Origin of the sequence: Undibacterium sp. TJN19 (genome assembly GCF_049339485.1) — a bacterium.
GTDB lineage: Bacteria > Pseudomonadota > Gammaproteobacteria > Burkholderiales > Burkholderiaceae_D > Undibacterium.
The window spans coordinates 179457-198889 of record NZ_JBMPPL010000003.1 but is presented as its reverse complement, the minus strand read 5'-3'; the positions used below and the strand labels follow the sequence as shown (position 1 = coordinate 198889).

Sequence of the window (19433 nt, the reverse complement as noted above, 5' to 3'; positions counted from 1 at the left end):
GACAGACTCCTGAACGCCCTGAATTTTTCATGCTTTTTTGAAAACTAGGACAAAACGTCCAATCGCCAAGGTCTTTTTGTAGAGGTACATTAGCACAAATTTCTATAATCATTGACCTATCTCAATATGATTCCCTTATTTGCACGACGCGGATTTGCTGTTTTTTCTGCATTTTTGTTGACGGCTTGCAACACGGTGGTGATGAATCCATCAGGCGATATCGCCTCTCAACAAAGCCATTTGATATGGGTATCTACACTGCTGATGCTGTTGATCATCGTGCCAGTTATCTTTCTAACCATTCTGTTTGCCTGGCGTTACAGACAAAATAACACTTCAGCCAAGTATGAACCAGACTGGGATCACTCCACCCAGCTTGAACTCGTCATCTGGGGTGCGCCGCTGCTGATCATCATCGCTCTGGGCCTGATCACCTGGATCAGCACGCATACGCTGGACCCTTACCGCAAGCTGTCGCGTCTGGATGAAAATCGCCCGCTTCCTGCTGCTGCCAAGGTCTTGAACGTCGAAGTTGTGGCGCTGGACTGGAAATGGTTGTTCATTTACCCCGACCTTGGCATTGCCACAGTCAATGAGCTTGCAGCACCGGTAGACGTACCTGTGCGCTTCAAGATTACCGCATCCAGTGTCATGAATTCCTTCTTCATTCCTGCACTGGCCGGTCAGATCTATGCCATGCCGGGCATGCAGACGACGCTCAATGCAGTGATTAACAAGCCTGGTGAATTTGATGGCTTTTCGGCCAACTATAGTGGCGCAGGTTTCTCTGACATGCGCTTCAAGTTTCATGGAATGAGTGCGCAGAATTTTGATTCGTGGGTGCAAGCGACCAAAGCAAAAGCGCAGACACTGGACAAGCCGACTTATCTGCAACTGGAAAAACCCAGCGAGCGCGAGCCGGTGCGTCACTACGCCAGTGTCGATGCCGATTTGTATAATGCGATTCTGAATCGTTGCGTCAGCGCTGGTGAAGTGTGCATGGACAAAATGATGATGAGTGATGCCAAAGCAAATGCCAGGGCTTATGCCGCATCCGATGCAAAAATGGATTTCAGCAATTTATTCACTCAACGCCTGGAACAAGACAACAAAGCGCGCGCAGTGCGATTGTCCGCCTACATCGATGCTGACATTTGTAAAGCATCTCCCCTTATCATCGGAAGTAAATGATGCAAGACCATCTCGATTTGACGAAGCTCATCTTCGGCCGTCTCTCCTGGGACGCGATTCCTTTTCATGAACCTATCCTGCTGGCGACCTTTGCCGCTGTCGCTATCGGCGGCGTCGCCGTTCTTGCAGCAATGACCTATTTCCGCGTATGGGGCATGTTGTGGCGTGACTGGTTTACCAGTATCGATCATAAAAAAATCGGCATCATGTACGTGATTTTTGCCTTGGTGATGCTGCTGCGTGGTTTTGCCGACGCCCTCATGATGCGGCTGCAGCAAGCACTGGCCTTTGGTGATTCTGCAGGCTTCCTGCCACCACACCACTATGACCAGATATTTACCGCACATGGCGTGATCATGATCTTTTTCGTAGCCATGCCGCTGGTGACTGGCTTGATGAACTACGTAGTGCCACTGCAAATCGGTGCGCGTGATGTGGCTTTTCCTTTCCTGAATAATTTCAGTTTCTGGATGACTGCCTTTGGTGGCGGCCTGGTCATGGTGTCACTGTTCGTGGGCGAATTCGCCCGCACTGGCTGGCTGGCATATCCACCACTGTCTGGCATCATGGCCAGCCCGGATGTCGGGGTTGATTACTATATCTGGTCATTGCAGATCGCCGGGGTCGGGACTTTGCTTTCCGGGATTAACCTGATCGCCACCATCATCAAAATGCGTGCACCAGGCATGACCATGATGAAGATGCCGGTGTTTACCTGGACTGCGCTGTGCACCAACATATTGATCGTCGCGGCCTTCCCTGTGTTGACTGCGGTGCTGGGCATGTTGTCACTTGACCGTATGGTAGGTACTCATTTCTTCACCAATGATCTTGGTGGCAATTCCATGATGTATGTGAACCTGATCTGGATCTGGGGCCACCCTGAGGTTTACATCCTGGTCTTGCCTGCTTTTGGTGTTTTCTCTGAAATCGTATCGACATTCTGTAGCAAGCGCTTGTTTGGCTATACCTCCATGGTGTATGCAACCGTGGTGATCACCATCCTTTCTTACCTGGTGTGGTTGCATCATTTCTTCACCATGGGATCTGGCGCGAGTGTCAATTCCTTCTTCGGTATCACGACCATGATTATCTCGATTCCTACCGGAGCGAAGATATTCAACTGGCTGTTCACCATGTATCGTGGCCGCATCCGTTTTGAATTGCCGATGTTGTGGACCATAGGTTTCATGATCACTTTCGTCATCGGCGGCATGACAGGGGTCTTGCTGGCGGTACCTCCTGCTGATTTCGTTTTACACAATAGCCTGTTCCTGATTGCCCACTTCCATAACGTCATTATCGGTGGCGTGCTATTCGGCATGTTCGCTGGCATCAACTACTGGTTCCCGAAAGCTTTTGGCTACAAACTCGATGACTTCTGGGGCAAATGCTGTTTCTGGTTCTGGACCATCGGTTTCTATTTCGCCTTCATGCCCTTGTATGTACTTGGCCTGATGGGTATCACAAGACGTCTGAGTCATTTTGAAGACCCATCCTTGCAGATATGGTTCCAGATCGCTGCCTTCGGTGCATTTTTGATTGCTTTGGGTATTGCCTCCTTCATCATCCAGTTATATGTCAGCTATAAGCGTCGTGCATCGCTGCGTGACTTTACGGGTGATCCATGGGGTGGCCGCACGCTGGAATGGTCAACCTCTTCGCCACCTGCCCCGTATAACTTTGCCTTCACACCAAAAGTGTATGACAACGATGCCTGGGCTGATATGAAGAGTAATCAATACAGCAGGCCAACTGACGGCTTTGTGCCTATACATATGCCCAAAAATACCGGTGCAGGCTTCATCATCGCTTTGCTGAGTGCGGTATGTGGTTTTGCCCTGATCTGGCAAATGTGGTTGCTGGCTGGCCTGGGCTTTGTAGCCATGATGGCGGCGATCATCGTCCATACCTTTAATTACAAGCGCGACTACTACATTCCCGTTGCTGATGTCATCCGTACTGAAGCTGAACGTACCCGCCTGTCAGGTGCCAGCCATGTCTAATACTGCGACTTTCCCAAATGAGGGGACGAACTTGAATACCGATGCAATTTCCCAAGCTGCCAGACATGCCAGCAGCGATTTTTATGTCAAGGAACATCATCCGGAAAACGGCACCTTGCTCGGTTTCTGGATGTACCTGATGAGCGATTGCCTGATCTTCGCCTGCCTGTTTGCCACCTATGCTGTATTGGGCCGTAATTATTCCGGTGGCCCTACAGGCGCAGAATTGTTTGACCTGCCGCTGGTTGCCATCAATACGTCACTGCTATTGCTGTCCTCGATCACGTATGGCTTTGCCATGCTGGAAATGCAGCGCAAGCGTGTTAAAGCCACCTTGATCTGGCTGGCCATTACCGGCTTGCTGGGCGCAGGTTTTATCAGTCTTGAACTGTATGAATTTGTACACCTGATACACGAAGGCGCAGGCCCGCAACGTAGCGGCTTTTTGACCTCATTCTTTGCGCTGGTGGGCACACATGGCCTGCACGTGATTTTCGGTATTGTCTGGCTGATTACCCTGATGTTCCAGATCGGCCGCCATGGACTGACCCCAGAAAATGGCAGGCGACTGATGTGCCTGTCAATGTTCTGGCATTTCCTGGACGTGATCTGGATCGGCGTATTTACCTTTGTTTATTTGATGGGAGTCTTGCCATGAGCGCACACCAAGAACATACGGCGCATGGTCATGACCATCATCACGATGATCACCATGGCCACCATGACCACATGCACGCCAAGCATGGCAGCCTGAAAGAATACGCCACCGGATTTATCCTGGCCGTGATCCTGACCGCCATCCCCTTCTGGCTGGTCATGGGCAAAGTCATGAACAAGTCGAGTACCACAGGCATGGTCCTGCTGGTATTTGCAGCGATACAGATCGTGGTGCACATGGTGTATTTTCTGCACATGAATAGCAGATCAGAAGGCGGCTGGACTATGCTGGCATTGCTGTTCACCGGCATGCTGGTATTTATCATGATGAGCGGATCGCTGTGGGTAATGTATCACCTGAATCACAATATGATGCCCGCCATGATGCATGAAGCAGAAACAAAGCCGGAATCGATCAAAGGCGAGCTGATGCCCATGTCCAAACCAGAAACACAGTCGATACCGGCAGCGGATAACACCAAATCCATGCCCTCCATGCAATGAATGAGCCTGGTCAAGGAATGACAGACAAGGAGGCTGACCTGCGCTTAAAGGCTGGCCAGCCCAGGCTTCCTGCCCGCCATTCCAATTTATTCAGGCTGGGCTTCACAGTCTGCATGCTGGTTATTTTTGCAGGCTTCATTTCACTAGGCACCTGGCAAATTTTCAGGCTTCAATGGAAGCTTGATCTGATCGCACGGGTTGAACAGCGCGTACACGCAGCGCCAGTAGCACTTCCTGATTTTTCGCTATGGCCGCAGGTCAATGCCAGCGCAGATGAGTATCGCCACGTGCAGTTTAGCGGTGTTTTCTTGCACGATAAAACAGTATTGGTCCTGGCCTCGACGGAATTGGGTGGCGGCTTTTGGGTCATGACACCGCTGGTGACAGCAGATCAGTCTACGGTTCTGGTCAACCGTGGTTTTATCCCGGAAAAAATGGCTGTGTCTTATCGCACATCATCGAAAAAAGACTCTCCGGCCTCGCCTGAAACCAAGATGGTCAATCTCCACGGCTTACTGCGCATGACTGAACCAGGCGGAGGTTTTTTGAGGAAGAATGATCCTGCCGGTAATCGCTGGTATTCGCGCGATGTGAATGCCATTGCTACTGCAACTGGCTTGACCAGGCCCGCCCCCTTCTTTATTGATACGGATGCAAGCACGGCAAACGATACATCCAATGCGCAGCGAAATGAAGTCTCAGCAAACCAACCGGTTGCAGGCTTGAAAGTCATTCATTTTCACAATAACCATTTAATTTATGCCGCAGTCTGGCTCCTACTGGCAGCCATGACGGCAGCAGCATGGATGTATGTCATGCGGGATAGAAACAATATCAACGCAGTCAGTACAGGGAACTCAGCATAAACCCGGCTGGAATTGCAAATTTAATATATAGCCCATGATCTGTTAGCATGCATTAAAAAGCACAATAACGCGACATGGCAAGCATGACAAAAAAAGTATTTTCTCATCGTATCGGGCAAGGCATAGTGGCCAAAACTGCAAGCAAAACCCCAGAAAAACAGTCCGCTATTGCGATAGCGTACGAAAACTCGGCGGGTCACAAGAACATGCTGCAACTGATTCAGTTGCGCTGGCTTGCTGTGTTTGGTCAGTTATCCACCATTTTGATCGTCATGTTTGGCTTTGGCATACAGCTGCCCCTGGTCAAAATGCTGGTTGTGCTGATCTGCCTCATAGGCTTTAACATTGCCAGCCATTTGCGCTGGCACGAACGCGTATATGTGACCAATGGCGAACTTGTTTTTGCCTTGCTGATCGATGTATTCAGCCTGACGGCACAATTGTATTTCGGCGGTGGCACCTCAAACCCCTTTGCTTTTCTGTATCTCCTGCAAGTGATTTTAAGTGCTGTCTTGCTCGAAGCCTGGTCAACCTGGATCATCGTCGTCATCACCAGTGCCTGTCTGGCCGGGCTATCACTGTTTTCAGAGCCCCTATCCCTGCCACCAAGTGAAACCGGCGGACTATCGCGCTTGTATGTAACTGGTTTCATTATTTGCTTCATGCTTAATGCTGCCCTGTTGGTTTTCTTTATCACCCGCATAGGCCGCAACCTGCATGCCCGGGATGTTCAGTTGGCAGACCTGCACCAGCGCGCACTGGAAGAAGATCATATCGTACGCATGGGTCTGCTGGCCTCTGGCGCAGCGCATGAATTGGGCACGCCGCTGGCAACTCTGTCCGTTATCCTCGGTGACTGGCGACGCATGCCTGAATTCAAAACAAACCCCGAGCTGCTGGAAGAAATCAGTGAAATGGAAACGCAGTTACAACGCTGTAAAAGCATCGTCAGCGGCATCCTGCTGTCTGCCGGCGAAGCACGTGGTGAATCTGCAATCAAAACCACGATCAATACTTTTTTAAACGATCTCACCAAAGAATTTACGTCGACCCGGACTATAGTCTCATTTGGTTTCGACAATCAAATCGAGGAAGATATTCCCATCGTCTTTGATACCGCGCTCAAACAAATGGTCTGTAATGTGCTCGACAATGCCCTGGAAGCTTCCCCTGAATGGCTGAGTATGGAAGTCAGGCGTGAAGATGATGCATTGATATTTACCGTAGTCGATCATGGATATGGTTTCGATCCAGCCATCTTGTCACGCATAGGAGAGCCGTATCAATCGACCAAGGGTCGCCCCGGCAGTGGGTTGGGATTATTTTTCGTCGTCAATGTGGCGCGCAAACTGGGTGGTCATGTGGCAGCATCCAACCGCGAAGAAGGCGGAGCTATCGTACAATTGAGTCTGCCACTTTCGGCGATCAGGCTTTAGGAACATCACAGCGCTGCTCCACCTCATCGGAATACAGCTTTAACTTCAGGAATTGTTTCACTATGCCAGAGAGTCGTCTGCTACTCATTATCGAAGACGATACTGCTTTTGCCCGTACACTGGGCCGCTCGTTTGAGCGGCGCGGCTATACAGTGCTGCACGCAAGCAGCAAGGAAGATGCTGAAAAAATTTTATCAAACCATACGCCAGCTTATGCCGTGGTTGATCTGAAGTTGAATGGGCACTCATCTGGTCTGGCCTGCGTACAGTTTTTACATCAGCACAATCCCGACATGCTGATCGTCGTACTGACAGGATTTGCCAGCATTGCGACTGCGGTCGAGGCAGTCAAACTAGGAGCTTGCCAATATCTGTCCAAACCCTCCAACACAGATGATATTGAAGCCGCCTTTGGACATATCGCTGGCACAGCAGAGGTAGAAATTACGAATCGCTCTACGTCCATCAAAAATCTGGAGTGGGAAAGAATCCACGAAGTACTAGCCGAAACCGACTTTAATATTTCTGAAACAGCGCGCAGACTAGGCATGCACAGACGCACACTGGCACGCAAGCTGGAGAAACAAAGAATCAAGTAATTATTTAGGCTGGAGGTAAGCAAGAATAATTACAACTTCATCGGTTTAACGTAGCCTGTCATTTCCAGATAGCCCTGCCCTACCCTTTTGCCATCTTTCTGTATCGTCACAGCGCCTTCCCAATAAACCGCCCCGGTTGAGCGACGCGAGTCCAACTCCTGATCATCTTGTAGCGGGATGATTTGCCATTGCATATTGCCTGTAGAAATCGCCGTGGCAACGGGATACGCCGCATTAGTGCGGGGTGATCGCCATATGCGCTCAGGCTGGAATCGGATCTGCTCTGACGGGAACTGTGTAACTTGACCAGATTTATCACGCAACGTTGCATGGGCCCACACTGCCTCGCCACGTTGGTTGCGGATTTGAAACGCCATTAGCACATCGCCATTATCCAGATTGACACCTAGCCAATCCCAGCCTGTAGCTTGCGCATCCAACACGCTGGTGGACCATTCATGATCCAGCCATGCTTTACCCGTGATTGCCACGTCAGTCAATGTGGACTTGGCGACAGAGTCAGATGCAACAGCGGGTGCTTTTAAACGAGTCAGCTTGCCAGTAACTTGCAATTGGGGTTCGCTGTAATAATAGCTGGCCTGCTCTTGCTTTGGTCCTTTGCGCGAGTAACCCGCCTCCCCCTGCAACAGCATTGGCTGTGTCCGCGCAAGCTTCAACTGAAGCCTGAAGTCACGTGCCTGCACCTGTGCCTGATAACTGCCATCGGCGTTTCGCAGCAAATGCCAATCGCTCAATTTCACATCTGTATTGCCTTCTTTGGCATACGCCAAACCAAACCCGGAGCGTGCGCTTTTTTGATCATGCAATAGCTGTCCCAGATTGGCATCGGACAATGCCGCATGCGCGATCACCAGTTGTGAAGGCGCAAACGCGCTGGGATTGCTGCGATCATACTCGGTAGCAGAGCGAAAGAAGGTAATCTGAAAACCGATCGTGTGGTGATCTGGCGTATCAACCAAACCAGTGACGTACCACCATTCATTACGAAATGTGGGATGTGCACCGAAATCTGCTGGAAATTGCAAACGGGTACCAGAACGTACGGTGCTGAAATCCGGCGGTGCAGCAAGACTAATCGTGCTGTATGCCGCCAACAACAAGCCTGAGATAATTGAAAAATACGAAGCCTTGCTATAACGCATTACCAATCCTCCCTGACAGCCCGTATAGAATCACCAGCAACCGCCCGCGCGCCTGACAATACCGCCGTAGCGGCAGATGACAACAATAATAAGGCGGCAACCGACACCAGCATGAACCAGGGAATATGCATTTGCATACTCCAGTGAAATGACTGCGGGTTGACAATAAAAATCAATACCAGACTGATGACCCAGCCAAGCAAAAAGCCGACCGCAATCCCCAAGCCCGTCAGCAGAGTTCCTTCTGCGCCCAATATGTGCAATATCTGTTTGCGGGTCACGCCAACATGACGCAGCATACCAAATTCCTTGCTGCGTGCCAGTGTCTGCGCAGAAAATGTCGCGGCAACACCGAACAAACCTATCATCATCGCAACGATTTCCAATAAATAGGTCACTGCAAAACTGCGATCAAAAATTTTCAGACTGATCGCGCGGATTTCTCCGGGATCAGCAAACTCGACCACGTTACCAAATGGTAAGGCCCTCACCTGCTTAATGACTGACAAGGTACTGATATCTGGCATAAAAAACAGCGCGGCATCTGTCACTGTGAAATCCCCTGTCAGACGCTGGTAATCCGACAAACGGATTTGCAGGGAGCCTGATTGCCTCGCATAATCACGCCACACACCCGCTACCGTAAATGGGTGCACGCTGGCACCGACAGGCAAATTGACGCGCTGCCCGACACGATATCCATATAAATCCTGCATCGCTTCTGAAACCCAGACCGGCATGGTTTCTGTGTTGATCCTGGTAGCGTCAATTACATCCTCGGTCAATGGCAAGGTGCGCCCGGGGTCTGCTGCATCAATCGTGCGGGCAATCATGACGACTGGAGGCCGCGTCATCTCAAGAGTCAATGGAATGGTACGCAAAAATTCTGCGCGCTTGACGCCATTTAATGCACTGATCATTTTTTGTTGTGCCGGACTGATTGCAGCAGTTTCGCCGCTGGACGCCGTACGTACATATAAATTGGCCGATAATATTTGTGCCAGCCAATCATCTACAGATATCCTGAAGCTGGATACCATAATCGCCATTGCCACCATCAGACTGAAACTGGATAACACGCCACCCAGTGCAATCGAAGCCTGGTTGGGCGTGTTGGCCAGACGAGCAAGTACCAGCAACATGACCTGGTTTTTTCTCAGCAAAGCGGCACGACTTTGCAGGAAATTCAAAAGAAAACCAAATACCGTGGCGGAGCAGCGTGGCATCAATCCAATACCACCGACCAACAATAAAGCGATCGCCAGATAACCAAATACAGGCAATTCAAACAAGGGAGGCAATTGCGTCAACACACCGCCCAGCGCAAGACAAATCAATGCCGGCCAGGGCGACGCAAAGCGTGTCATCGCCACATCCTCACCACCTGACTTTAATGCCGGCCCGGGCTGCGTACGCACCGCTTCCAATGCGGGTGCCAAACTCCCCAACAAGGCAATACCCGTTCCAAGACTAAAAAAAATGATCACCGACACCAGATCCAACTTCACATCGGGCCGGATTCCCGGGAAATACCCACCACCGAGATCGCCACCAAAAAAACGCAAGGCCAGCGCTGCCATGCCATATCCGGCAGCGAGGCCAATCAGCGATCCGAGCGCGCCAAGCACCCCACCCTCCAGCAAGATTTGTCGCAACAATAAACCACGCGTCATTCCAATTACACGCATCAAGGCAAGTTGAGAACGCCGGCGCAGCACCGACAAAGCTTGCGTTGAAAAAATCAAGAATGCGCCTGTGAACAGGGCAACCAGCGCCAGCACATTTAAATTGACACGATAGGCACGCGACATATTGGCACTGCGCGCTTCCTGATCCGCACTCTCCGTGATCAATAAGCGATTGGAAAATTCTTTAGACAAGTTGCTGCGAAAAACTTCGCGTGAGACACCGTTATCCAACTTCAAATCTATCCGTGACAGCTTGCCAAGTCGGCCAAAGCGCCACTGCGCGGTGGCGATATCCATAACGGCAATGCGTTGCCCGGGGCGCGCCCTGACAATGCCGCCAGCAACCCGCAATGAGACAACTTCTGTACCACTTTGTAAGCGCAGTTGATCGCCCGGCCTGACGGCCAGCCATTCTTGCGCAGCCGGGGACAAGAAGATCGCGTCATCAGACAAGGTATCCAATGGATGATCGCCCTGAGGCACACCGAGCAAATCCGGTGCCAATTCCATCGCGTGGAATACATCAATCCCTAGCACTTTCAACGCACTACGTTGTCCCGGTATAGTTGCATCAATTTCAAGAACAGGATTTGCCAGTGCTACGCCCTGGTGTTCTGCAAGCAGCGGGTACACAGACTCATCAAACAAGCTTTGCGTACCACGCACCTGCAAATCGGATTGCCCGACCAGACTTTTAGCTGCGGCAGAAAATTCGTTCAACGCGGCGCTATTGATCAGGTCAATCGCAAAACCGAGGGCAACCCCAAGGGCGATGGCCGCAATGGCGGCGATCGCCCGCACTGGATGAGCGCGCCATTCACCAATGACCAGCCATTTCATGAGCTGTGTATGCAAATTACTCAGCATGAAGCAAGCTAGCATCCTGACCTGCATTCGGCACCATAGGATGCAGCCCCTCACTGGTCAATATCAAAATCCGGTCCGCAGTCGATGCGGCTGCCATTGAATGTGTCACCATGATGGCAGACGCACCATTGGCCTTGATCTCATCACGCAGTAGTTTCAAGATACCTTGCGCTGTAGCCGGATCCAGATTACCCGTAGGCTCGTCGGCCAGCACCAGCGCGGGCTGATGCACCAGCGCACGTGCAATGGCGACACGCTGTAATTCGCCACCAGACAATTGACGAGGAAAACTGTTACCCCGTCCATTCAGGCCAACCGCCTCCAACATTGCTGTTGCGCGTGCAGGTGATTCCCCATTGAGCAACAGTGGCAAGCTGATGTTTTGCATCAAAGTCAAATGGGGCAACACGTGAAAAGCCTGAAAAATAAAACCCAGCTTCTGACGGCGCAGGCGTGTCGATTCATCATCCGTCAGCTGCGACATGATGACACCATCGACCAATACACTGCCGGAATCAGGCGTGTCCAGCCCGGCAATCATATTCAGCAAAGTGGATTTACCAACGCCGGATTCACCCATGATCGCGACGTACTCACCCGCATGTAGGGTGAAATCCAGGCCTGACAACACTACGCGCCCATCCGCATAGCTTTTCTTCAGGGCACGACATTCCAACGCGGCGACTACTGTCATTTATCAGGCCATTCATTCATGTGACTACTAACTCCTGTTTGACAATAACTTTTGCAGGCCAGGCTGTGTAATAGGCTTTACACAACCACAAAAGCAATGCTTCAATTTGAAATTATGTATCAGACCCGAGATTGATCTGGCATCAAATAGGACATTATCAGATAATTAGTAGATATTTATCTTTTAAACCATTTGAGGCCATCTTTTTCTTACCAAAAGATCCCCCAGGAATAGGCTTACTCCGCAAGCTACAGAAAATTCACTCAAGCATGCGATAATCCAAGAACAAGCTCATCAATTACATCATGACCGCACCAAAACCTGCGACAACAACACTATTTGGCTTGAGCATCTGCAATATGCGCTTTGCAGAGGCGAATGCGCATTTATTGGATGTGGCCGGTCATCGCGACCATGTCAGTCGCGTGGTGGTGACGCCAAATGTGGATCATATGACCAAGCTCGAATATGAACCTGCATTCAAGACCCTGTATGCAACATCTGATTATATTTTTGCCGATGGCATGCCCATTATCTGGGCCAGCAAGATGTGCGCCCTGCCCTTGCCAGAACGTGTGACTGGGGCTGATCTGTTCGTGTCGCTATGCCGGGGCTGCATAGAAAAAGATTTGTCGATTTTTGTTTTAGGCGGCATGCCTGGGCAAGAAAGCCTGTTGCTGGAATCCTTCGCCAAGACTTACCCTGGACTCAAGGTCGATATTTTTTGCCCATCCATGCAGTTCACTGCCGATGGATCAGAAAGTGACCTGGCGATACAACGCATACAGGCTGCCAAACCAAATATTCTTTTCATTTGCCTGGGCATGCCCAAGCAGGAAAGACTGGCATTTCGTTATCGTGCGCAATTCACTACTGACAATGTGCCGCTAATATTGTGCGTGGGCGCAGCGATGGAATTTGCATTAGGTCAGAAAAAACGTGCCCCGCTATGGATGCAAAAGATAGGCATGGAGTGGTTCTGGCGTCTGGCCAGCGAACCGCGACGCCTATGGCAGCGTTATACGACACAAGCCTGGCGTTTTGTCGGGCTATTGCTGCGTGAGAGAAAAATACAAAAGCAAATGCGCTGAATTCCAAAAAAATTCCAGCAAGCTGTACTCTACGTTTGGGTAAAACGACAAAAAAACCGCACAGATAAAATCTGTGCGGTTTTTTCTTGGGAGCTTATCTACCGCATATCTACTACTTATCTTTACAAACTTATGCCACTTTTTTTGCATCGAAGAATTGCTCATCTTCAGTAGAACCATGCAAAGCTGTCGTAGAAGACTTACCTTGCTGGATAGTTTGCGTCACTGCATCAAAGTAACCGGTACCAACTTCACGTTGATGCTTAACAGCTGTAAAGCCTTTTTCTGCTGCTGCGAATTCGGCTTCCTGCAATTCAACGAAGGCTGACATCTGGCGACGTGCGTAGCCATGGGCCAGGTTGAACATACCGTAGTTCAATGCATGGAAGCCTGCCAGTGTGATGAACTGGAATTTGTAGCCCATTGCGCCCAGTTCTTTCTGGAATTTGGCGATCGTTGCATCGTCCAGGTTTTTCTTCCAGTTGAAAGAGGGAGAGCAGTTATAGGACAGCAATTTACCTGGGAACTTGGCATGAATAGCGTCAGCAAATGCCTTGGCGAATTCCAAGTCAGGTTTGCCGGTTTCACACCAGATCAAGTCAGCATATTCTGCATATGCCAGGCCACGGGAAATCGCTTGTTCCAGACCTGGTTTGGTTTTGTAGAAACCTTCAACTGTGCGCTCGCCTGTGCAGAAAGGCTGGTCGTTGGGATCAACATCAGATGTCAGCAAATCAGCGGCTTCAGCATCGGTACGGGCCAGTATCACGGTAGAAGTACCCATGATGTCGGCAGCCAGACGTGCGGCGTTCAGTTTTTCAATGGCTTCACGGGTAGGTACCAGAACCTTGCCGCCCATGTGGCCGCATTTTTTAACAGAAGCCAGTTGATCTTCAAAGTGCACGCCTGATGCGCCCGCTTCAATCATGGCTTTCATCAATTCAAAAGCATTCAATACACCACCGAAACCGGCTTCAGCATCCGCTACGATAGGGGCGAAGAAGTCGATGTCGTCTTTGCCTTCAGACCATTGGATCTGGTCAGCACGTGTCAGTGTGTTGTTGATACGCTTGACAACCAGTGGTACGGAATTGGCTGGGTACAGGGATTGATCAGGATACATTTCACCGGCAACGTTGGCGTCGCCAGCGACTTGCCAGCCAGACAGGTAGATGGCTTTCAAGCCAGCTTTAACCTGTTGCATAGCCTGGTTACCAGTCAATGCGCCCAGGGCATTGATGAAAGGTTCGTTATTGACCAGATCCCACAATTTGATCGCGCCATTTTTGGCGATAGTGTGTTCAACTTTCATAGAGCCGCGCAGGCGAACGACTTCTTCTGCCGTGTAATTACGCTTGATACCGTTCCAGCGTGGGTTGGTATCCCAGTCTTTTTGCAATTCAGCTACTTGTTGTGCGCGAGTTGTCATATTTTTCTCCTGTGGGCAAATCAAATAAAAAAGTGAATCCGTTGAGAGAAATAATAGGGTATTTTTTGCGTAGCAACAAGGTCTTATATAAGACATATGACAAATATTTAATCGTTTAAAATCAAATACTTGAAATCTATTTTTTGCGATGTGAAATTATATTTCTTAGAATGAGAAAAATAATTTGTGCGATGGCATACTGGAATTTCACAATATGAAAAATGCCGTCCACATTATAAAATTTGGAATTTAAATTTATTACATAAAGAAAATTAAGTTTCAAATTGCCTTTGAGAACTGCAAATTTTTACTTCAGATTTTTTTACTCCAGCACAATTTCATACCAAGGCGAGGGATAATCAATTTCCAGCTGAAATCCATTGGATTTTTTCGTGGCCGCGCTGGCAGGTAAAGCCTTCATGCGGGCACCACTGCCATCCAGAGGGTAGATAGTGATTTTCTTGCTGCTGGTCGGATGAAATAGCTTGACCGCGACACGCTCAAGCCAGACCGGGGCAGTGGCCTGGAGAGAACCAGAAGGTTTATTGGCTGTGGCGATTTCAGGTTCAAGCGTCCACCATCCGCGCTGACCATCATAGTTGACTAATTGCCTCGGCCGCTGGGGTACGGAATCTGGCTGTGTGCCGGCAGTCGCACCAGACAGCACCAACAGCATGCGGTGCGAATCTTTGAGCGTCAACGTATCGCGACTGGTCAGCAACACAACGCCATATTGACGCCCTTTTTCTGAAAACAGGGGCAACTGCATTTCAGCAATGGCGATACCGGATGTTGCTGGCCTGCTGCCAGCAAACATTCTGGTATAAGTTGTATCTGCCGCCAACCAGGGACCAGATTCGCTGTAACGCAATTGCGCGCCTGGCGCAACCCACAAACTATCTTCATCTGACCAATTTTTTTGATACGCTAGTGCAGGTGTTTGTGTCAGATCGGTTTTCATTTGCATGCCGTGCTGCAAGCCTACGCGCGCGAAAAACACATGCTTGAATTCCAGCCCCAATTTTGCTTCCAGATATGCCGGAAAGCCAATGCCGCTGACACCATCGCGTAAAGCACCCAGCATCTGACGGGTTTCTGGCACCAATTTGACTGCGATCTGCGCAGGCAAAGGCCGGACTTGAAACTGCCTGAACAGGCTAGCCGACACGCCGACTGTTGCCAATTGACCGGAATGCCCGCTCAGCCCAAAGCTATCGGGTAGCGATTGCCAGTTATCGCCATCGATATAGTGAAATAAAAATAAGCCGTCCCAATCCTGCGCAGCGGCAATCGCACTTACCACAGGTAAAATTTCGGCCGACTGCTGATTCGGGAAAGCCTGATTAAATTCACTGAGCACGAAAGGCTTGTGCACATCGCGCACATAAGCGCGTTGCAACAGATCTTGCCAGCCTTCACGCAATACCGAACTGTTGCGGATGCGCCAGTCATTCCTGTCCCAATCCAGATGTGGAAAATCATAGTGATCGACATAGAAATGCTCGTCCACATAATCCATATGCTGCTGGGCATCGGCAAGTGCGATGCCACCAAAATACATTTGCGAGCCTGTCAGGGGAACAAGCTCTCCTACCTCCTGCCGTATGGTTTTGCGCATGGCAGTCAGGTATTGCTGATCCAGTTCCGATAAAAACCGTACATAGTCAAGTACGCGGCGACCATTACCTGTCTCATGTGGCAAGTATTGCTGTTGCAAGGCAGTCGGCGTCCCCAAACCCAGTTTGTTCACAACCCGGTTGCTCAGGCGTTGCACCCTGGCATACCAGCCTTCTCCATATTCCAGCACGCCGGCCTCTGAGGACTTGACATTAACAATGCCCTTGCGCGCCATCGAACAACTGTCCCAGATAGCGCATGCGCGCTCGGCGCTGCCATATTGATGCAATGCCCATTTCTGCCAGTTTTGTTGCAGCATGCGCTCATATTCACCGGTAAGCCCGTCCAGCTGGGTACGCTGCCATGCACCGATCAATGAAGATTCATTATTGATCTCTATCATCGCCAGCGCTGGATCATCCTTCAACTCCAGACGACGTAACAGTTGTTGCACATACTCTGCCTGCAAGCTGATCATGCGTGGCTCAAACAAATGCAAAGGGTGGCTGGCAAAAGGCATTTTTTCGCCGGGCATCAAGGGCGTTACCTGATCAACTGCCGGGCGAAATTGATAACCGACATGCAAATTCAGATTGACGTACAAACCTTCTGCTTTTAAGGCAGTGATGAATACACGCAGACGACGCAAGGCGGCTTCATTAAAACTGGGGAAAGCAGCCGTGGTCAAAATCCCACGGGGTTGAGTGAGACTGTCACTGAGGATGCTATCCAGATGATGCAGGCGAACTGCATTGAAGCCCAGTTTACGCAGACGCAGGGCAATTTTTGCTGCGTCTTTTTCTTCTGGAAAATTGGCAGCACTAGCCAGACTGATGCCGAACAGACGTATTCGGCTATCATCTTTCGTGCCTGGTCGCGCATCCGGGCCTATACGGTAAAAATGTCCGGACTTGACAAACAGGCGGTCACTTGCCTCCAACATATGGTTCATGCCGCCAAAATCGACCATGCCAGACAGTGCATCTTCATTCACATCAAACCGGTACCAGGACAATTCCCCAGCCGATACCGTCACCCAAAGGCAGCTTGCAATAGCAAGCAAAAAGGCCCTGGCAAGCCAGCCAGGGCTAAAAATCGACGGTAATTGAAAATACTTCATAGTTTGATTCGCAACAGACATGGCAGCCATTAGAATGGGGACTTGCGCAGATACACTCAGCGAAGCAAAAATACGCGAACTTTTTGCGCAAACCCTAAGAATATCGCACAAACATATGACTTCAGTATTGGGAAATGCAAAATTTAGCTATGCTGCCTGCTAACAACAGCTTGAATCAGATGGAAACAAATCTCATTAAATTGATGATTGTTTTATTTGTCATTTTTTCATTGTTACCATATGGTATATCCTGGGACTATACCGGTTCTTCTGCACTGACCATGGAAGGTTCACTGACCACCAAGCTGCAATGGGGTGGGCTGTTTATTCTGGCCACCTTTATTTTGTACCGTCATCTGCCAGAGACCTTGAAAGATATACGTGCCATGAATCCATTTCTGGCCATCGTTTTAATCTGGTGCCTGGCTTCCAGTTTGTGGTCTCCCTTATCCGCAACGACTTTCAAGCGCGCTATACAGCTCTACGGCATCGTCATGATAGGCCTGAGCATACAAATGGCAGCCCGCCCTTTACATCTGATGGTCAATTATGTTCTTTATACCCTGATGGGCCTGTTGATATTGTCTTTTTTCATGGCAGTTGCCGTTCCCAGCATAGGGATAGATTACGATCTGGGTGGTGCCTGGCGTGGTGCGTTGTCACAAAAAAATGAATTGGGTCAAGTTGCAGCATTAAGTATTTTACTTTGGCAGATCAAGGCATGCATAGAAAAAGTGGGAATACAAAAACTGCTGTTCGGCATGTTATTCGCGTTCTTCATGCTGGTCATGAGCAAAAGTTCCACCAGCATGATTATCACCTTGCTGACTTCGGGTGTTTTTCACCTTTTACGAAAACGCTATATTTCATCTTCTTATTCTTTGACCCGCGCCAGCCTGGTGCTGTTTTGCATGTTGACAGTTGCTGTCTATGTCTTCTTCATGCATGAGTCGCGCCTGCCGACCTGGCAAGAAGCGGCCTCACCCATTGCCAGCCTGTTTGGCAAAGGGACGGATCTGACCGGCCGCACTGACGTATGGCAATTGGTGTGGCTGGAAATTAATAAACATTACGTAATGGGTCTGGGCTATGGCGCATTTTGGCTGGGGCCAGACAGCCTGTCACAATTTGTGATTGATGCCCTGCACTGGATACCCTTGCAGTCGCATAATGGTTATCTGGATATTTTGAATGAGCAAGGCCTGGTGGGATTGATATTTGTCACACTCACCTTACTGACACATGCTTATTACCTGAACGCGCTGTCGCGCCTGGACAGACAGCAAGCCGCTTTCTGGAGCGCCATGCTGACGGTCGTGGTGATCACCAACTTTACTGAGAGCAGTCTGTTTCGCGGCTTTGTGTTTCAAAACGTGTTCTTTATCTTCAGCCTGGTGGCGGTCAGCTCGTCCATCAGAAGACTGAAAATCGCGCAGCAAACTTCGCTTGCCAGCGCTAAGCCATCAACTTTCGCCCCAAAGCCTGAAATGTCTGTTCAATATAACGATATGAAAGATGCGACATCAGCAAGGAAAGAAGCGTGACCATCAGCAATTTCAGTAAGGCATTTACCTCCGGCACCCAGTATGCGACAGCGCCCAGAACCAGCCAATGGTACAAATACAGCGAATAACTAACCCTGCCCAGGTAAACGACAAATCGCCATTGCAAAAAATCGCTCAAATAATTTTTGGAAAATACCAGCGTTGGAAACATGAAAAACAAAGCCAGGCCCTGCACGGAATAACGCAGCGATTCCCTGAATTCTTCTACGCGTATCACCATACTCAAAGCCATCAAGGCCAAACCCAGCGCAAAAACACGCCAACGCATGAGTGCGCTGGAAAAATGCGGATACCTGCTCAACAAGACAGACAAGGCAACCCCATACAAGATCGAATCTGCCCTGGTGTCGGTTGCCGTATAGGTGCGGTAATGGGGCAAGTGATCAAGGCCAATACCATACACCAAATAAATTCGCCAGCACAGCATCGCTACCAGACAGGCACTGATAATCGCCAGAAAGCGCTTTGGCAAGCTGATAAAACTGATAAAGAGAAACGGGAAAACAAAATAGAAATGCTCTTCGACGGCCAACGACCAAGTGATGGCCAAGGGTTGTTTGATAAGCCCGCCACTGAAAGTGGAGTAAATACCATAGTAGTTGGCATAATAAAAAAATACCGACCCCACCTCTGCCCACTTCCAGTCATCGCCCGCAATCGCCATCAATGCCAAAGAAATCACAACGAACACCAACAAGGCTGGCGTCAGGCGAAACAACCGGCGCATATAAAAGTGACGGATGTTCATAGTGCCACTGGCATCCCATTCAGACAGCATGAGCCTGCTGATGATGAAGCCACTGATGAAAAAGAAAATGGTGACACCTAGGCCGCCAGGCACGACATGGCCAAATCCGGCATGGGAAAAGAATACGAGCGCAATGGATACAGCACGAAGGCCATCCAGTGCCTGCAGACGATTTGATGGGTGGACGCTCAT

At 49.8% G+C, this 19433-nt stretch carries 15 protein-coding genes; 9 read left to right on the top strand and 6 right to left on the bottom strand.

Going from position 1 to position 19433, the window contains the following annotated elements:
* Positions 1–126 precede the first annotated feature (126 nt).
* From cyoA to ACO0LH_RS12255, 7 genes are all read left to right on the top strand, one after another.
* Positions 127–1191, top strand: coding sequence for a ubiquinol oxidase subunit II (gene cyoA / locus ACO0LH_RS12285; protein WP_422941375.1), 1065 nt, complete (start codon positions 127–129; stop codon positions 1189–1191).
* Positions 1191–3197: a cytochrome o ubiquinol oxidase subunit I gene (gene cyoB, locus ACO0LH_RS12280; RefSeq protein WP_422941374.1), complete on the top strand. Its 2007-nt coding sequence runs from the start codon at positions 1191–1193 to the stop codon at positions 3195–3197. The genes cyoA and cyoB overlap by 1 nt, the downstream gene beginning before the upstream one ends.
* Positions 3190–3855: a cytochrome o ubiquinol oxidase subunit III gene (cyoC, locus tag ACO0LH_RS12275; protein WP_422941373.1), complete on the top strand. Its 666-nt coding sequence runs from the start codon at positions 3190–3192 to the stop codon at positions 3853–3855. Before cyoB ends, cyoC begins: the two co-directional genes overlap by 8 nt.
* A complete protein-coding gene (cyoD, locus tag ACO0LH_RS12270) occupies positions 3852–4358 on the top strand; it encodes a cytochrome o ubiquinol oxidase subunit IV (RefSeq protein ID WP_422941372.1) in 507 nt (168 codons plus the stop codon). The genes cyoC and cyoD overlap by 4 nt, the downstream gene beginning before the upstream one ends.
* Positions 4359–4375: 17 nt before the next feature.
* Entirely contained in the window at positions 4376–5224 is an 849-nt protein-coding gene (locus ACO0LH_RS12265) for an SURF1 family protein (protein ID WP_422941371.1), read from the top strand.
* Positions 5225–5307: 83 nt separating this feature from the next.
* Positions 5308–6660 (top strand): ATP-binding protein, encoded by a 1353-nt coding sequence (locus ACO0LH_RS12260; RefSeq protein WP_422941602.1) that lies wholly within the window; start codon positions 5308–5310, stop codon positions 6658–6660.
* 62 nt (positions 6661–6722) lie between these two features.
* The gene (locus tag ACO0LH_RS12255; protein WP_422941370.1) at positions 6723–7259 is read left to right on the top strand and encodes a response regulator transcription factor; all 537 of its coding nucleotides are present in this window, start codon (positions 6723–6725) and stop codon (positions 7257–7259) included.
* Between the two features lie 29 nt (positions 7260–7288).
* Here the strand turns inward: ACO0LH_RS12255 and ACO0LH_RS12250 are convergent, their stop codons facing one another.
* The 3 genes from ACO0LH_RS12250 to ACO0LH_RS12240 are packed head-to-tail and all read right to left on the bottom strand — an operon-like array spanning position 7289 to position 11671.
* On the bottom strand, positions 7289–8422 hold the full coding sequence (locus tag ACO0LH_RS12250; protein ID WP_422941369.1) for a lipocalin-like domain-containing protein: 1134 nt from the start codon (positions 8420–8422) through the stop codon (positions 7289–7291).
* Positions 8422–10950 (bottom strand): ABC transporter permease, encoded by a 2529-nt coding sequence (locus ACO0LH_RS12245; RefSeq protein ID WP_422941368.1) that lies wholly within the window; start codon positions 10948–10950, stop codon positions 8422–8424. Before ACO0LH_RS12245 ends, ACO0LH_RS12250 begins: the two co-directional genes overlap by 1 nt.
* Positions 10951–10966: 16 nt before the next feature.
* Entirely contained in the window at positions 10967–11671 is a 705-nt protein-coding gene (locus tag ACO0LH_RS12240; protein ID WP_422941366.1) for an ABC transporter ATP-binding protein, read from the bottom strand.
* 305 nt (positions 11672–11976) lie between these two features.
* Here ACO0LH_RS12240 and ACO0LH_RS12235 point away from each other — a divergent pair, with 305 nt between their 5' ends.
* Positions 11977–12762 carry a WecB/TagA/CpsF family glycosyltransferase gene (locus ACO0LH_RS12235; protein WP_422941365.1) on the top strand — a complete coding sequence of 262 codons (786 nt, stop codon included), beginning with the start codon at positions 11977–11979 and terminating at the stop codon, positions 12760–12762.
* 130 nt (positions 12763–12892) lie between these two features.
* Here ACO0LH_RS12235 and aceA read toward each other — a convergent pair whose 3' ends face one another.
* Both aceA and ACO0LH_RS12225 read right to left on the bottom strand, forming a co-directional pair.
* Positions 12893–14191, bottom strand: a complete 1299-nt coding sequence (gene aceA / locus ACO0LH_RS12230) for an isocitrate lyase (RefSeq protein ID WP_422941364.1) — start codon at positions 14189–14191, stop codon at positions 12893–12895.
* Positions 14192–14513: 322 nt separating this feature from the next.
* On the bottom strand, positions 14514–16928 hold the full coding sequence (locus ACO0LH_RS12225; protein ID WP_422941363.1) for a hypothetical protein: 2415 nt from the start codon (positions 16926–16928) through the stop codon (positions 14514–14516).
* A gap of 179 nt (positions 16929–17107) precedes the next feature.
* Between ACO0LH_RS12225 and ACO0LH_RS12220 the strand changes: the two genes are divergently transcribed.
* Complete coding sequence (locus ACO0LH_RS12220) at positions 17108–18472, top strand: O-antigen ligase family protein (protein WP_422941362.1); 1365 nt, start codon at positions 17108–17110, stop codon at positions 18470–18472.
* On the opposite strand, the gene ACO0LH_RS12215 is transcribed toward ACO0LH_RS12220, so the two are convergent.
* Positions 18384–19433, bottom strand: a complete 1050-nt coding sequence (locus tag ACO0LH_RS12215) for an acyltransferase family protein (protein ID WP_422941361.1) — start codon at positions 19431–19433, stop codon at positions 18384–18386. The two genes, ACO0LH_RS12220 and ACO0LH_RS12215, sit on opposite strands and share 89 nt — an antisense overlap.

Excerpts from the sequence above, each read along its gene's own strand:
- cyoA (WP_422941375.1), top strand. The coding sequence starts at position 127 with ATGATTCCCTTATTTGCACGACGCGGATTTGCTGTTTTTTCTGCATTT.
- cyoB (WP_422941374.1), top strand. The coding sequence starts at position 1,191 with ATGCAAGACCATCTCGATTTGACGAAGCTCATCTTCGGCCGTCTCTCC.
- cyoC (WP_422941373.1), top strand. The coding sequence starts at position 3,190 with ATGTCTAATACTGCGACTTTCCCAAATGAGGGGACGAACTTGAATACC.
- cyoD (WP_422941372.1), top strand. The coding sequence starts at position 3,852 with ATGAGCGCACACCAAGAACATACGGCGCATGGTCATGACCATCATCAC.
- ACO0LH_RS12265 (WP_422941371.1), top strand. The coding sequence starts at position 4,376 with ATGACAGACAAGGAGGCTGACCTGCGCTTAAAGGCTGGCCAGCCCAGG.
- ACO0LH_RS12260 (WP_422941602.1), top strand. The coding sequence starts at position 5,308 with ATGACAAAAAAAGTATTTTCTCATCGTATCGGGCAAGGCATAGTGGCC.
- ACO0LH_RS12255 (WP_422941370.1), top strand. The coding sequence starts at position 6,723 with ATGCCAGAGAGTCGTCTGCTACTCATTATCGAAGACGATACTGCTTTT.
- ACO0LH_RS12250 (WP_422941369.1), bottom strand. The coding sequence starts at position 8,422 with ATGCGTTATAGCAAGGCTTCGTATTTTTCAATTATCTCAGGCTTGTTG.
- ACO0LH_RS12245 (WP_422941368.1), bottom strand. The coding sequence starts at position 10,950 with ATGAAATGGCTGGTCATTGGTGAATGGCGCGCTCATCCAGTGCGGGCG.
- ACO0LH_RS12240 (WP_422941366.1), bottom strand. The coding sequence starts at position 11,671 with ATGACAGTAGTCGCCGCGTTGGAATGTCGTGCCCTGAAGAAAAGCTAT.
- ACO0LH_RS12235 (WP_422941365.1), top strand. The coding sequence starts at position 11,977 with ATGACCGCACCAAAACCTGCGACAACAACACTATTTGGCTTGAGCATC.
- aceA (WP_422941364.1), bottom strand. The coding sequence starts at position 14,191 with ATGACAACTCGCGCACAACAAGTAGCTGAATTGCAAAAAGACTGGGAT.
- ACO0LH_RS12225 (WP_422941363.1), bottom strand. The coding sequence starts at position 16,928 with ATGAAGTATTTTCAATTACCGTCGATTTTTAGCCCTGGCTGGCTTGCC.
- ACO0LH_RS12220 (WP_422941362.1), top strand. The coding sequence starts at position 17,108 with ATGGAAACAAATCTCATTAAATTGATGATTGTTTTATTTGTCATTTTT.
- ACO0LH_RS12215 (WP_422941361.1), bottom strand. The coding sequence starts at position 19,433 with ATGAGCGTCCACCCATCAAATCGTCTGCAGGCACTGGATGGCCTTCGT.